Origin of the sequence: Puia dinghuensis (assembly GCF_014642875.1) — a bacterium.
Taxonomy (GTDB): Bacteria; Bacteroidota; Bacteroidia; order Chitinophagales; family Chitinophagaceae; genus Puia; species Puia dinghuensis.
The window spans coordinates 105,096-119,743 of record NZ_BMJC01000008.1; the positions used below are offsets into that span (position 1 = coordinate 105,096).

Below are 14,648 nucleotides of genomic sequence, written 5' to 3' on the forward strand. Positions count from 1 at the left end.
TGTGATTTATATTTTTACCCGGATTTCGCCAGTGAGAAGTTTTTGTAGGAGGCCTTTTTTTTGCTGTTGGAGGAGGAAAAGGTGTTGTTGGTACAGTTCAAGCTCTTTCTTTCCCATCGTAATAAATTCAATTATTTTTTTCTGTTCCTCCCTGCCAGGGCAAGGAAAATTAAATTGACCTAGTTCTTTGAAGTAAATTCTAATCCTAACACTGCCGTTTCCCGCGGCTTGCATAAAGTTTTCCCACAGGTTAGTTTCCCTTACCAGATTTAAATAGGGGGGTAATAATTTATCTTCATTGCAGGCGAAGACCACGTAATCTCCACTTACCATTATTTCTTCAATATTCTCCCATAAGGCTATGGATCCAATATTTACTCTCATCGGGTTATAAGCAAACCAATTTTGTCTTACAATTTTGCAGTTTTTAAAAGATTCCCCTTTAACATGTTCACGCATAGGGATGAGTCCAAATTTTTTGGTCACTCCATATAGGCTTGAAGTCTCTAGCCCTTGCGAGTTTCTTATGTTAATATTTTGCGCCACGTTTTTGAGCGATTCTATTTTCCACTTATTTGAAAATCCAGGCAATCTTTTTCTACCTGTAAGTAGGTTTTGAGTCATCCATTTATTTCGTCGTTTCAGTAGATCAACAAGTTGCTGGGTTTTAAAAATAGCTTCGTCCAACGTGCTGAGGATGGAAACGATGCGGTCTTGCTCAGGAAGAGGAGGTAAGGTGATTTTGTAAGTTTCAATGTAATCCTTTGGTATCCTTTTCTGCCCGGCACTTCCAACCATATTTTGTTCTCCTCGACCCAAAAACGAATGCAAACGAGTATGATAAAAGATAAACTCAATTATAGCTTTATTTCGCAATCGAATAACATGAAATTCGGTGCTGCCAAAGCCAGCGCCGTTCTTTAGATTTCGTGCTATTGCTCCTTTGCCATTTTCAAAACAGGGTGTGATCTTTGCAACGAGAATGTCGTTGTCTTGAAAATAAGTAAATCCATTGGCAACAGACTTATAGTTCCGTATTGATTGATTTACAATTTTACCTTCTTCCGATACATCTGCCATTGCCAAAAAACTCACTTCTGTTTCAGCTAATAGAACTTTTCTCTTTGGATTAATCTCTGAAATGTCCTCAAGGCGTTTTACATCCCATTCTTCAGGTATCCATCCGAAGGAAGTATATTTATATCCCGGCCTATTTTCATTTATTTTACTCATTGGTCGTGTTTTTATCTTTGGATGTCGGAAGTTTTTTTATCGCTTTATCCAGCTCATCCACGCGGATCTTTTCTAATTGCCTTTGATACAGATCAAATTGTTTCAGTGCGTATTGCGCGGCCATGTCCTGGCTTACTGTTCCTTTGTGCATCAATATTTCCCTATCGTTCAATGTTAGAAACCCATTGAGTTTGGTTTGCCACTCGGTCATATGCATGGGTTTTCGGTTCATTGCCTGCAATTCTGCAAATTCTAAGTACTGGTTAATTATCCGGTTTAATTGATCCAGCTCGGCAGGGTCCAAATAATTTTTAGCGACGATGACATCTTCTTTCTTGATGCGCTCCCCTGGCCAATTGGTAAGCCCCATGTTCGGCTTTGTACAATCGGCCCGCAATTTGACTAGCTCTGCGGCTGTATGTGCATGAATCGCCCAATGAAATTTGTTCTGAACGGTGGCAAAGAAATCCCTTGCCATGGGAGTCGACGCATCGTAGTCTATGCTAGTTGCAAATATGTCGCAGACTTTTCGATAAAATACTCTTTCGCTGCTGCGGATATCCCGGATTCGGACCAGTAATTCATCGAAATAATTGTTTCGGGCCTGCTTAAGTCGCTCATCGTCCAGCACAAACCCTTTGATTATGTATTCCTTTATGCGCTGGGTTGCCCAAATGCGGAAATGGGTGCCTACATGACTTTTTACCCGATAGCCGACGGAGATGATGACATCCAGACTATAGTGGGTTAGTTTTCTTTTGACTTGTCGATTCCCTTCATTTTGAACTGTCAAGTATTCCTTGACAGTTGAATTATCGTCTAACTCATTCTCTTCGAAAATATTACGAATGTGCAGGCTAATATTTTGCTTTGTCGTCTGAAACAAATCGGCCATTTGATTCTGGCTTAGCCAGACCGTTTCATCAGCCATATGGACATCTACTTTTGTATGTCCGTCAGGGGTTTGATATATTAGGATTTCACTGTCCATTTTCCTGCATTTAAAAGCCCAATTCCTTTAAATACTTCTCCATTTCGGCCTCCACTGTGGCAAGTTCCCGCTTTAATCGGGCAATCTCCTGCTGCGTAGCTTTGATATCCACCGGAGTCTCTTCTTCAAACGTATCCACGTACCGGGGAATATTGAGGTTGTAGTCATTTTCTTCCATCTCCTTCAGCGTTGCCCGATAAGCATATTTGTCTTCTATCACCGCGCCTGTCTCCGTATGGAGTGGCTTTGCAAGGTTGAAGGCCTTATACGTATCCACAATGTGTTTGATATCTTCCGGTCTTAACCTGTTTTGGTTCTTGCCTTCCTGGTATTCCCGGCTGGCGTCAATAAACAACACGTCTTTATTGTCGCCTTTCCCTTTGTTGAATAGGAGAATTGCTGCTGGAATGCCTGTACCAAAGAAAAGGTTGGCAGGCAAACCAATCACAGCTTCCAGAAGATTTTCCCTGATCAGCTCTTCCCGAATCTTCCCCTCGCTGCTACCGCGGAACAGAACACCATGTGGAACAATGACTCCCGCTTTTCCAATATCTTCATATGTGGTTTCGATCATATGTGTGATAAACGCATAGTCGCCCTTGCTTTTCGGTGGGATCCCTCGATGAAATCGGTTGTATTGGTCGGCATGTGCATAGTCCGCTCCCCATTTATCCAATGAAAAGGGCGGATTGGCAACTACAATGTGAAATCGCATAAGTTCGTCGCCTTCCAGCAGCCGTGGATTGTTCAAAGTGTCTCCCCATTCGATGTCCGCATTGTCCATCTCGTGAAGGAACATATTCATACGGGCCAGTGCCCATGTACTACCATTGTTTTCCTGACCATACAAGGAAAAATTATTATTTCCCACCTCCCTGGCTACCTTTATCAACAAGGAGCCGGAACCACACGCTGGGTCGGCGATGCGGTTACCTGGTTGTGGATCTACCAGCTTTGCCAAGAGAGTAGACACTTCCCCTGGCGTATAGAATTCTCCGGCCTTTTTTCCTGCGTCGCTGGCAAATTGCGCGATGAGGAATTCATACGCGTCACCAATGACATCGTTGCCTTCCAAGTGCGAGGGTTGAAGATCCAATTCAGAGAAGTCGACCAAGAGATTTTTCAGGCGACGATTGCGATCTTTTGTCTGGCCAAGGTTCGCTTCGCTGTTAAAGTCGATATTGCGGAATACCCTTTCCAGTTTGCTGCGGTTGGCATCTTCCAGTTTTTCCAAGGCAATATTGATCTGTTCGCCTACATTGCTTTCATTCCTTTGTTCGTATAAATAGTCAAAGGTACATTCAGACGGCACCTGGAAGCGTTCGTTGCGCAGTGCCCGTTCAATACGCACTTCATTACCATTGTATTTTTCGGCATAGTCGGCTCGTTTATCCTTCCACACATCAGTAACATATTTAAGGAACAACATCGTAAGTATGTAATCCTTGTACTGGGTTGCATCGATTGTGCCCCGGAACGTGTCACAGGCTTTCCACACTATATTGTTGATTTCCTTTTGCGTGAGTTTTTTTGTCATATGACTATTTTATGAGTTTTGAAATGATTGAGGTGTACATGTTTTGTTTTTCTGCTATAAGCTGACGAGCCAGTGCCGTCTCTTGTTGGTGAAGTCTTGCCAGGGTGGCGATTCTCTTTTGTTGCGCCAAGGGAGGAATGGGAATCTCAAAAGCGCCGAGCTCCGACTTTCGGATCGAAAAAATATTTGTTCCGCTGCCGAGCTGCAAAAAGAGTGTTTTGCTTTGCGGAGCGTTTAAAATCGTGGACAGGTATTCCGGGTAAACGACTTTGACATCAGGGCGGAGTACAAAGAAAATGGAAGAAGCGATAACCGGTTGTTCTGACTTAGTATAGCACCAAGAAAACAATCTGGAGCCTTTGCCGACGAAGAGGACGTCTCCGTCAAGGAGAACATGCGATTTATTTTTTGTAGTGAGTGGTAGATATTCTTCGGAGCCTGGAATGCGCAGTCCATCTTCGCTGAAGTGGCGAACCTGTAAATAAGATATCGGCCCCCACGAGCCAGGCAAGGCATGCAGACCAAAGCGGATCTCTGCAATTTCAGAAAGTGAAATTTTTAGCATTGTAGGACACTTCAACGCTAAAAATAATCAAAAGTATGAGAGAAATTATATTTTTATTTTTGTAGAATATTTCAAATTATGAAAAGTATATTCAGACTTCTTCAAAGTAATCAGTATCAAGCCTTTTGACTTCATAAGTTTTTTTAGGCGCGACACCGATATTGTACTCGATCATGAGTTCAGCCAGTTCTTTTCCATCGATCAAGACGATTTTGGGCTCAATCGAAGTAACAAATTCCTTAGCGCTTGCAGGATAGCTGGATGTAGAAATGAGTATCCCCTTTTTTGCCTTTCTTCCTAAAAGGGAACCGGCAAAATCCCGTACCTGGTGAATAGTAACTTGATTTCCCCACCTTTTGGTTTGAACGTAAATCGTGTCTAAGCCGAGTTTATCCTCCTTGATCAACCCATCGATGCCTCCGTCGCCCGACCTGCCAATAACCTGGCCCGCCTCTTTTCTCGAACCTCCATATCCCATTCGGATCAATAAATCGATAACCAATATTTCGAAAAAGACCGGAGGGCAGCTTTTAACTTTTTCCAATAACTCCGAGGCCAATTGCTCTTTGATCGATATAAATGAGTATTCTAAAAGTTCCTCAGGCGTCTTTCCGGTCTCGATCTCGGTCTTTTCAACAACCGGACCGCTTTCGTCTTCTTTAGCCGAAGAGGATTCGCGCCATTCCTTGAAACCTGGTAATGTATTTAAATATCTTATGTCAATTCGCTGGGGACGGGTATCGAGCAACTGTTTACCAGCTTCGCTTATTTTAAGAATTCCGCGACGCGGGTTTTCCAGCAACTGAGCATTTTTCAAATAGGTTCTTGCCCAGCCCACTCTATTGTCAATTACAGGTTGATTCCCGCTGGGTAGAAGCTCTGTCTTTTCTTCTTCTGTCAAATGGAATTAGTCGGAGAGTTTGTTTATGACATCTCTAAGTTGATGTTCATTTCCATAATGGCGGAGCAGGTCTCAAAATACTGCTTTTTTCACCGTTTTCGAATTGGTCTTGCCTGTGTTATCACTTTCTCTTTTCTTTTTTTATTTTGGCAAGCTGTGACAGCCAGTACTCTGCCGGACCTCTAGCTTTGGCAACTTCGGACCACCCCAGGTTCGGATCTGGGTAACGCGGAGCCCAATGTCGAGGTTTCGGGAGGGCTGACACGTTTTGAAACGCCTTAATCATCGAGGGGGATGCTTGTTTAAGGGTGAGATGGTTCAGCAATAGAGGAAAGGTATTGTCCAAGAATTTGGGCTGCTCCGTTCGGGCAACAACCTGGCAATGGCTACCGACTTCAATGAGCACACTAAAAAAATTTCCATTTTCAGAATCGTCCATCCAGAGTAAACGGTCACCAGGAACTAAACGCTCATTGCCAATGATCGTTTCATTATAGGAGGAATGTTCCCGATTCAAAAACGGAACCGGGTCTGCCATGGAAAAGGGCTCATTGTCGCTAAAGCTTCTGGTATACTCGGACTTGTCTGTAAAGTATAGCGTTAGGGTGTCGCTGTCAGAGTGTGCTTGCCATACATCGATGATTTCTAGGCTAGGACTGGTAAAGTTTGGATAGGCGAGCAGCATGATGACTTGATCGGTGCGCAACGACAATAGTATGCGATCGTGTTCACCGGCGAATAGTGGTGATTCTTTAGCCCAACTCACAATTCCATCAATCTTTTGCCGTGCTTTTAGAATCGTTTCCGCTGCTAATTCACCGGATATTTGAAAAAATTCCCGATTCCGTCTGATGCGTTGATCTCTTAGTTGGTGATGAACCTCTTTTTCTAAGGCTTCTGGATGAGACGTTACAGCTCTAAAAATAACTTCGAACGGATATAGAACGCCCGTAGTAAAAAGTGCTTTTCCCCGATCTTCAGGAAGCAAGTCCGTTCGCCCGATCTTAACGACCTCTGGCATCGCTTGATTGCGGAGGACATAAAGAAATCCTAAAGTGAGCTTATTCATTTTGCCGGCATTTTCCCCGCTTTTGTGATTCGTTTATACTACCTAAATTATCAAATAATTATCAGTTTTAGCATTTGCAGACGGTCGGTTTATGACAATGCACTTTAAGAACAGGTCGGTGGCTTCAGGTTTTATATGGCGGGTACCTATAGCTGTTCTGACCAAGATAAGCCGGGTGGCAATTGGACATTGCTGAATTCCAGATGGATGACGCGCCGCCGTTTGCCGGCGGTTGATCGGCTGGAGGCGTGTTGAAGGAGGGGGCGCATGACCATGACTCCTCCACGGGGCACACAACAGGGCTCACAGGGATGGGAATCGAGCAGTTCGGGCGAAAAGCGTTCGATGCCCCGGAGATGGGTACCAGGGAGCACACGTAACGCGCCATTGCTTTCGTCGGTGTCGTCGAGATGGATGCGGATGGTATAGATGCTTTGGAGGATGCCCACCGGCGGCTGGACGGCATATTGATCGCCTTTGACCGTCCAGGGACCGAAGCCCGGCAGGGAGAACTTGCGATTCACAGCAATGGTCAGGTCCTGGTGCCAGGCTACAAACCAGTTGGAACCGGGTGGCTTGTCGAAATAAATGGATTTGACGCAGCAATGATCCGGTCCGATGGTTTGCGCGAGGAGGGAATTCAGCGCTGATGTGAAGATGAGCGGTTGCACTGCGGGGATGACCCGGAGAAAATGCCGGATAGCGAAGAGGTCATTTGTCCGCCGGAACGCGGGGCCGGAAGAGTCTGTCGTTTCAATGCAGTTTGCTATGGCCTGGATCTCAGCGGAGGTAAATATATCCGGCAAGATCGTATACCCATTGATCCTAAAGTTGTCAGCATTCATCACTCGCAAATTTCGGGATTTTTCCCACCTCCAATTGGATTTCGCTCCGGGGCAGCAGGGCGCCAAGTTGCATAAACTGGTCCTACTTGGGCGTGATCGTTTGAGTTGAGCAAGACCTTCTCTTGACGGGAAGGTTTTGTTTTGTTGGATACGAACTCTTTGCCTGTCCGGGTGTTATCCTTTCACACGCCAATCCCTCCATCATGGAAAAGAAAGAAATTCGCGACGCATACAGCAAATACTGGCTGGAGCACGGCAGGCGCCCCGTCTCCATCTTCAGCTTTGCCCAGCAACTGGGCACCACAGAATCAGCCTTTTATGAGCACTATTCCTCGTTCGATGCACTCGAAAAGGATATCTGGCGCGCATTTTTCGAGGAGACCGTGGAAAAGCTGAAGGGCGATGAGACCTACGCTGGTTACTCCGTCCGGGAGAAGCTGCTCGCGTTTTACTTCCTTTGGGTACAGCAACTGCGGGAGAACAGGAGCTACATCCTTTTGCAAAAGGAGAGATGCCTGACCCCGCCGCTGCATCTCGATAAGCTGGAGGCCTTCCGCATCGCCTTCTATGACTATATCCGCCAATTGATCAAAGAGGGGTACCAGACCGGCGAGGTGAAGGAACGCAAATTTATCTCCGACCAGTATGTGCATGGCTTCTGGGCGCAGGCCCTGTTTGTGCTTCGCTACTGGATCAATGACGATAGCGAACGCTTCGAGATGACCGACGCCGCAATAGAAAAAGCCGTCAACCTGAGCTTCCAGCTGATCAGCAGTAATACGCTGGACAGTATCCTGGACTTCGGCAAATTCGTCTTCACAGGGAAATAGCCGCGTTCGCGCGGAAATAGTACGGCGGAAAGGGGGCTACGTAAGGTGCAGTGGAAATGGGGCAGGGGCAGCCGAAACAGCGCAGGCAGGGCGGCCGAAATAGGGCAACCGAAACAGAGCAGGGAAAATAGCACAGCTGAAATCGTACAACTGATGAAAGAACAGAGCAATATCCCCACCGGGAAAGTAGAGCGGGCCAGCAGGTTTGTCGCAACAGGATTAAAAGTCGGCACCAATTACCTCAAACATTACACAAAAAAGCTGATCGATCCGTCCACCAGCAAGGAAGAACTCCATGCCAACAATGCAGAGGATATCTATGACACGCTGAGCAACCTGAAAGGAAGCGCGCTGAAAGTAGCGCAGATGCTCAGCATGGACAAAGGCATGCTTCCCAAGGCCTATACCGATAGGTTTGCAATGTCCCAATACAGCGCCCCGCCGCTTAGCGGTCCCCTCGTGGTGAATACCTTTCTTAAGACGCTGGGAAAACCTCCCGCTCAACTATATGATACCTTCGAGATGCAGGCATCCAATGCCGCATCCATCGGCCAGGTGCACAAGGCCGTAAAATGGGGCAAAGAGCTGGCCGTAAAGATCCAGTACCCCGGGGTGGCGAACAGCGTCCGGTCGGACCTCCGGATCGTAAAGCCCTTTGCCATCCGCATCGTCGGGATGAACGAGGTGGACCTGGATAAGTACTTCGACGAAATAGAAGGCAAGCTGCTGGAAGAGACCGATTATAAGCTTGAACTGCGGCGATCGATGGAAGTTTCCGCCCAGTGCGCGCATATTCCGAATCTCGTGTTCCCGGTGTACTATCCCGAGCTGTCCAGCGACCGGATCATCACCATGGACTGGCTAAAGGGTTTCCATCTCAAAGAATTCCTGCAACGCAACCCCTCCCAGCAGGTGCGCGACAGCATCGGCCAGGCCCTGTGGGACTTCTATCAATTCCAGGTGCATGTCCTGCGAAAAGTTCACGCCGACCCGCATCCCGGCAACTTTCTTATGCGGGACGACGGTACGGTAGGCGTGTTCGATTTTGGTTGTATCAAAGAGATACCGGAAGACTTTTATGTCAACTACTTCCTGTTGACGAATAAGGAGGTGCTCAAGGATGAAACCCGACGCAGGGAGATCTATACCAACCTGGAAATGATCCATCCTACCGACGCGGAAAAAGAAATAGTATTCTTTTCCGGGCTATTCCAGAAAATGATCGATATGCTGACGCTTCCTTTCACCGTCGAAACATTCGACTTTGGAGATGAATCTTACTTTTCAGCCATCTATGACTATATGGATTATATTTCCAACCTGAAGGAAGTGCGGGAGTCCAAAGTAGCCAGGGGCTCGAGGCATTCGCTGTATGTCAATCGCACGTATTTCGGATTGTATTCGATACTGAGCGACCTGAAAGCGCGGGTCATCACCAGTCAGGCCCGCGTCAGCGATCGCAGCGGCAGCCCGGAGCGCTTGCGGTAGCGAGGCGAGGACTAGAGCAAAGAGCGCGCCCCGCCGCCTTGCTTTGGTTTGCGGTGGCGGGGGACGCCCGACTAAAACGTATTTATAGCCGCGTACTGGCCTACTCAAAAGGCATTCATAGCCGCCGTGGGCTCGCCGTTGCTGCCGAAGGCGCCGGAGCCATAGCCCTGCCAGTTGTTGTAGCATTCCGGTTCCCAATAGAAGACGCCGAGGCCGCCGGAGACGGATTTGGTTTTGGCAATGAGGTCCTTCAAAAAGTTTTCGCAGTCGGTGGGGTCGTTGACGGGCATGCCCGCTTCGCAGATGATGACTTGCTTGCCATAACGCGATACCATGTCCTGCATATTGGCGAGGCATTCGCTGTTGAGGGTCGACCAGTTAGCAGCGGTGGGGTACATGCTCATCCCAACGACATCCCAGTTGCCGCTGTTGGCCTTGATGCCGTCGAAGAGCCAGCGGAAGGTAGTGTTGTCATAGCCATTGGCCAGGTGCACGACAACCTTGCACGAGGGGAAGACCGCCTTGGTTGCATTGTAGCCGCAGTTGATTAGCCACGCATATTGCTTCATGTTGGTAGACGCCTGCCCGTCCGGCCAGAGCATGCCGTTGTTGGTCTCATTGCCTACCTGCACCCAGGTGGGGGTTATGCCATTGGAGCTTAAGGTTTGCAGACAGCTTTGGGTATAGTTGTAGACGGTGTTCATGAGACTGGTGAAGCTGAGGCTGCTCCAGGCGGCGGGAACGGTCTGGTGGCCGGGGTCCGCCCAGGTGTCACTGTAGTGGAAATCGATCATGATGTTCATCCCGGCAGCCTTTGCCCGCTTCGCCTTTGCCACGACATCATTGAGGTTGCACCATCCGCCGGAAGGGTTGACCCATAGCCGCAGCCGGATGGCGTTGATGCCTTTGCCGGCCAGGATAGTAAAGAGGTCTTGCTGTACGCCACTGTTGTTGTAGAACTTATAACCCGAGGATTCCATCTGGGTGAGCCAACTGACATCCGATCCATAAGCGAAGGAGGACGAAGCCGCGGCGGTTGTTGTGGTCGTGGTGGCCGTGGTGACTTTTGAGGACGCGGGAGTGCTGGAAGTGGTGGTGGATTGGACTGGGGTGGTCTTCATACATGCGCCCAGGCCGGAGATGGCCAGGAGGCAAACAATCGTTTGTAATTTCATAATGGCTGTGTTTTAGCGGACTAAAGTTATGGGGGCTGGTTCGGCGGGCTTGTTTGGATCGTGCATTTTTTTGGTGCGATCGTGCATGTTATTCGGTGCGATCGTGCGGTTTGGTGCGATCGTGCGTGCCGTTTGGCCGGATCGTGCATGTTACGTGGTTAGCCCGCGAGCAAGGTTAGCCGCCGATGCCCTTCCTGAACTCCCGGGGCCGCACACCCTTTTTTCGCAGGAAGATGCGGTTGAAATAGGTGAGGCTGTCGAATCCGCAGCGCCAGGCAATGGTCGAAATGGTATCATCGGATTCGCTAAGCAAATGGCAGGCATGGCCGATGCGGATATCAGCCAGATAGTCGGAGAATGTCTTTCCCGTTGTCCGTTTGAAGAATTTGCAGAAGGCACTCTCCGACAAATTGATCAGCGCTGCCATCTCCTTCAATGCTATCGGCTCGGCGCTGTGCCGGTGGATATATTGGAAGACCTTGGCGATGCGGCCTTCGGTCTTTTTGCTCACGGCGGGTTGAAAATAGGGAGAGGTCAAGGGCTGCGGAGAGGCAGCCGCCAGCGTCTGCAGCACGTCCAGCAGACTCGTGATGCGACCCACTGCGGTGGACATGGGCAGGCGTTCGATGGCATTCAGCAAGCTGCCCATACCCAAACCCTGCGTTGGAAAGAACAACCCCTGCGATGACTGCGCCAGCAGCTGCCTGATCCGTTCGCACTCGGGGTATTGCACCAGCGGGGCGATGAAGGCTTCGGAGAATTGTATCACCACCGCAGCAGATGACGACTCGCTCACCCAGGTGTGCGGCAAGTCTGGACCGATGAGCACAAGGTCGCCCGGGGCAAAATATTCGTGGCTGTCCCCCACCATCCGCTCGCCCGAACCCTGCAGGATCAGCGTAAGTTCATACTCGGGGTGATAGTGCCAGAGGAAAGGGAAAAAAGCGGTGTCATACCGATAGGCCAGATACGAATCGGCTCCCCGCTTGCTAACGATATCCTCAAAAACTGCCTTCATTGCACAAAATCTGTGTATTGGAAAGGAAAGTACGGAATTTTTGTCAATATAGTGTTGGTTTATGGTTGTTTAGTGCGGAAATGTGGACTTCGCGTTCGGTAGGTTTACATCGCTGATGACCCCGATAATCGCTGATAACCCCGATAAATGACAACCACGATCAAAAATGAATTGGCACAGCCCTATCCGCTGACGGCGGCTCAAATCGCCTTCTTCCGGGAGAACGGTTATATCAAGCTGCGACACGTTTTGTCCCCCGACACCATCCGGTATATGGATGAGACGATCACCAGGGAAGTACACCGACTCAACACCCAACACCTGCCGATGGATCAACGCGACACGTATGGGAAAGCATTCCTGCAGATAATGAATATCTGGGTCTATTCCCTCCCGGCGCGCGAGATCGTGTTCAGCGAAAGCCTTGCCAGGATCGCGGCCGAGCTGCTGGAAGTCAGTGGTGTACGGCTCTACCACGACCAGGCCCTGTACAAGGAACCCGGCGGTGGCCAAACGCCCTGGCATGCAGATCAATATTACTGGCCCCTCGCCACAGACCGTACGGTGACGGTGTGGATACCCTTGCAGGAGACTCCTTTGCCCATGGGACCGCTTGAATTCAGCGCGGGGAGTAACCATCTTTCTACAGGGAGAGATCTCAAGATCGGCGATGAAAGCCAGGAGGTGCTCCACCGGGCGCTGCGCGATGAGGGCTATACGCATGTCGTCGAGCCCTTCAGCCTGGGCGATGTGAGCTACCACAACGGCTGGTTGTATCACCGCGCAGGCGCCAACCATACCGACCAGATGCGAAAGGTGATGACCATGATCTATATGGACAAGGACATGGTGCTGAAGGCGCCGGAAAACCCCAACCAGGTGAATGACTGGAACACCTGGTGCCCGGGCGCCAAAGTAGGCGAAGTGATCCAAACCGCAAGAAACCCCATATTATTTGAGAAGGAATGAAGTGGTTGATATTTTTAATTCTGGTGATGGCGGCGGCGGCGCCTTGTGGTGATTCGCCCTTCACGCCAGTCGCCCGCCGGCCTGAAGTCTTCGAGCCCCTGCCCTTTGGCGCGATCCGGCCAGAAGGCTGGCTGGAGGCGCAGATGCGCAGTAACCTCAGGGGGTTCACCGGCCATCTCGACAGTCTGGCTCCCAACCTCATCATCAGGGACGATATCTACGGCAGAGATAGACTCACTAAAGACATCAAAAAGAAAGACGTCGGCGCATTGGCCGGAGGCGACTCCGCCGCCGAGATACAGTACCTCTGGTGGAATAGCGAGACCCAGGGCAACTGGCGCGACGGCTTCATCCGATCGGCTATCCTCACCGGTGACGCGACGATGCTGGCGCGTGCCCGGGCTTATGTCCGTCGCATGCTCGCCACCCAGGATGCTGACGGTTACCTCGGGATCTATGACCGTGACCTGCGCTATCGATTTGACGGGGAGAACGGTGAGCTATGGTCGAAGACGACGTTGTTCAGAGGCCTGCTGGCCTGGTATGACTATAGCCACGATAGCAGCGTCCTGACGGCCGTCGAAAGGGCGGTGGACGATGTCATGCGGCATTATCCCGCCGGCACCTCGCATCCCTTCTATTCAAAGACTCCCTACGTAGGCGGGTTGTCACATGGGCTGATGTTCACCGACATCCTGGAGTCGCTGTTCCGCCTCACGGGCCGGCAGGTTTACCTGGACTATGCGTTGTTTCTGTACAAAGATTTTTCTGCGGCCAGTCTGTATGAGGACGCGCAATATGATAAGATAATAGACCCGGCTTACCGGTTGCGCGGCCACGGCGTACACACCTACGAGCACCTCCGGGCGGTGGCTGCGGCTGCTTACGCTTCGGGCAACCCTGCGCTGCAGACAGCGCTCGATGACTACCTGCGCAAAATAGAAGGAGAGATAACGCCTTCGGGGGCGCCCGCAGGCGATGAATGGATCGGCGGAAGACCTGGTGATGCGACGACAACCGGCTATGAATATTGTTCGCTGCACGAACTGATGGACGGTTATGCCGATCTGCTGGGTAAGACCGGCTCGGCCGGCTTTGGCGACAAGGTTGAACAGCTGTTCTTCAACGCTGCCCAGGGCGCCCGTGATCCCGGTGCTTCCTGCATCGCCTATCTAAAAACGGACAACTCCTATTATATGACGGGAGGGCTCAACGGGGATAGTGGTAATCCGAGGCAGACGAGGTATAAGTATTCACCCGTTCATCAGGATGTTGCTGTTTGTTGCGTTCCGAATGCGGGGCGGATCGCGCCGTATTTCACCGATCGGATGTGGATGCTTTGCCCTTCCGGGCTGGTAGCGACGCTGCTGGGTCCTTGCAGGGTGACCACCACATGGAAGGGGACGGCCCTGACCATCAGGGAAAAGACCGGCTATCCCTATGACTTCTCTTTCGATTTCGAGGTGAACGCGAGCCGCCCCGTCCGCTTTACGCTGGCCATCCGCAAACCTTCATGGGCGACACGGGCAACTATCAGCGATGCATATACGGAGAAAGACGGCTATTTCCTCATTACGCGAACCTGGCAGCCGGGTGAAACGGTACACTTCCGCCTCTACCCCTCCGTAGCGGTTCACAGGGACCTTCATCATGCGGCCTGGTTCACCTACGGTCCACTGGTGCTTGCGCACGCTATTGCTGCGACGGGCCATGCGACAAAACATTACCCGCTGCCCGGGTTCTATGATTATCAATACCAGCCGGACAGCCTGGTGGTCTATGGTTATAAAGGCGGGCCGGTGGGGCAATCCGGCGACGGGGCGATCGAGCGTTTTGGCGAGGGGGCGATCGGGCGTATTGGCGACGGGGCGATCGGGCGTATTGGCGAGGGGGCGATCGGGCAATTCGGGGGCATCCGGTTCGAAGTGATGCTTGTTGACACGGCGGAGAAAAAAGAAAGCCGGGTTCCGTTGCGGCCCATGGGTAGTACGGTGCTGCGGCAGGTGACTTTCCCTGATGTGAGGTGA

The 14,648-nt window shown here is 50.3% G+C and carries 13 protein-coding genes; 4 read left to right on the forward strand and 9 right to left on the reverse strand.

The window, feature by feature from the left end; genetic code table 11:
• Positions 1-6: 6 nt before the first annotated feature.
• The 7 genes from IEY39_RS28375 to IEY39_RS28405 all read right to left on the reverse strand — a co-directional run bounded on the left by IEY39_RS28375 (position 7) and on the right by IEY39_RS28405 (position 7,141).
• Positions 7-1,233, reverse strand: a complete 1,227-nt coding sequence (locus IEY39_RS28375) for a restriction endonuclease subunit S (protein ID WP_188938006.1) — start codon at positions 1,231-1,233, stop codon at positions 7-9.
• Complete coding sequence (locus IEY39_RS28380) at positions 1,226-2,224, reverse strand: virulence RhuM family protein (protein WP_188938007.1); 999 nt, start codon at positions 2,222-2,224, stop codon at positions 1,226-1,228. The genes IEY39_RS28375 and IEY39_RS28380 overlap by 8 nt, the downstream gene beginning before the upstream one ends.
• A 10-nt stretch (positions 2,225-2,234) precedes the next feature.
• The gene (locus tag IEY39_RS28385; protein ID WP_188938008.1) at positions 2,235-3,761 is read right to left on the reverse strand and encodes a type I restriction-modification system subunit M; all 1,527 of its coding nucleotides are present in this window, start codon (positions 3,759-3,761) and stop codon (positions 2,235-2,237) included.
• A gap of 4 nt (positions 3,762-3,765) precedes the next feature.
• Positions 3,766-4,326, reverse strand: a complete 561-nt coding sequence (locus IEY39_RS28390) for a restriction endonuclease subunit S (RefSeq protein ID WP_188938010.1) — start codon at positions 4,324-4,326, stop codon at positions 3,766-3,768.
• 91 nt (positions 4,327-4,417) lie between these two features.
• Entirely contained in the window at positions 4,418-5,227 is an 810-nt protein-coding gene (locus IEY39_RS28395; protein WP_229689133.1) for a restriction endonuclease, read from the reverse strand.
• A 121-nt stretch (positions 5,228-5,348) separates the two neighbouring features.
• Positions 5,349-6,296 (reverse strand): GIY-YIG nuclease family protein, encoded by a 948-nt coding sequence (locus tag IEY39_RS28400; protein WP_188938012.1) that lies wholly within the window; start codon positions 6,294-6,296, stop codon positions 5,349-5,351.
• 146 nt (positions 6,297-6,442) lie between these two features.
• A complete protein-coding gene (locus tag IEY39_RS28405; RefSeq protein WP_188938013.1) occupies positions 6,443-7,141 on the reverse strand; it encodes a phytanoyl-CoA dioxygenase family protein in 699 nt (232 codons plus the stop codon).
• A 203-nt stretch (positions 7,142-7,344) separates the two neighbouring features.
• On the opposite strand from IEY39_RS28405, the gene IEY39_RS28410 reads away from it, so the two are divergent.
• Together IEY39_RS28410 and IEY39_RS28415 are read left to right on the forward strand one after the other, a co-directional pair.
• Positions 7,345-7,971, forward strand: coding sequence for a TetR/AcrR family transcriptional regulator (locus IEY39_RS28410; protein ID WP_188938015.1), 627 nt, complete (start codon positions 7,345-7,347; stop codon positions 7,969-7,971).
• Positions 7,972-8,124: 153 nt separating this feature from the next.
• The gene (locus IEY39_RS28415; protein ID WP_188938017.1) at positions 8,125-9,459 is read left to right on the forward strand and encodes an ABC1 kinase family protein; all 1,335 of its coding nucleotides are present in this window, start codon (positions 8,125-8,127) and stop codon (positions 9,457-9,459) included.
• Between the two features lie 104 nt (positions 9,460-9,563).
• Here IEY39_RS28415 and IEY39_RS28420 read toward each other — a convergent pair whose 3' ends face one another.
• Together IEY39_RS28420 and IEY39_RS28425 are read right to left on the reverse strand one after the other, a co-directional pair.
• Positions 9,564-10,634 (reverse strand): glycoside hydrolase family 53 protein, encoded by a 1,071-nt coding sequence (locus tag IEY39_RS28420; RefSeq protein ID WP_229689134.1) that lies wholly within the window; start codon positions 10,632-10,634, stop codon positions 9,564-9,566.
• Positions 10,635-10,809: 175 nt separating this feature from the next.
• A complete protein-coding gene (locus IEY39_RS28425) occupies positions 10,810-11,652 on the reverse strand; it encodes an AraC family transcriptional regulator (RefSeq protein WP_188938019.1) in 843 nt (280 codons plus the stop codon).
• Positions 11,653-11,799: 147 nt separating this feature from the next.
• Here IEY39_RS28425 and IEY39_RS28430 point away from each other — a divergent pair, with 147 nt between their 5' ends.
• Complete coding sequence (locus IEY39_RS28430; RefSeq protein ID WP_188938021.1) at positions 11,800-12,621, forward strand: phytanoyl-CoA dioxygenase family protein; 822 nt, start codon at positions 11,800-11,802, stop codon at positions 12,619-12,621.
• Complete coding sequence (locus IEY39_RS28435) at positions 12,618-14,648, forward strand: beta-L-arabinofuranosidase domain-containing protein (protein WP_188938023.1); 2,031 nt, start codon at positions 12,618-12,620, stop codon at positions 14,646-14,648. Before IEY39_RS28430 ends, IEY39_RS28435 begins: the two co-directional genes overlap by 4 nt.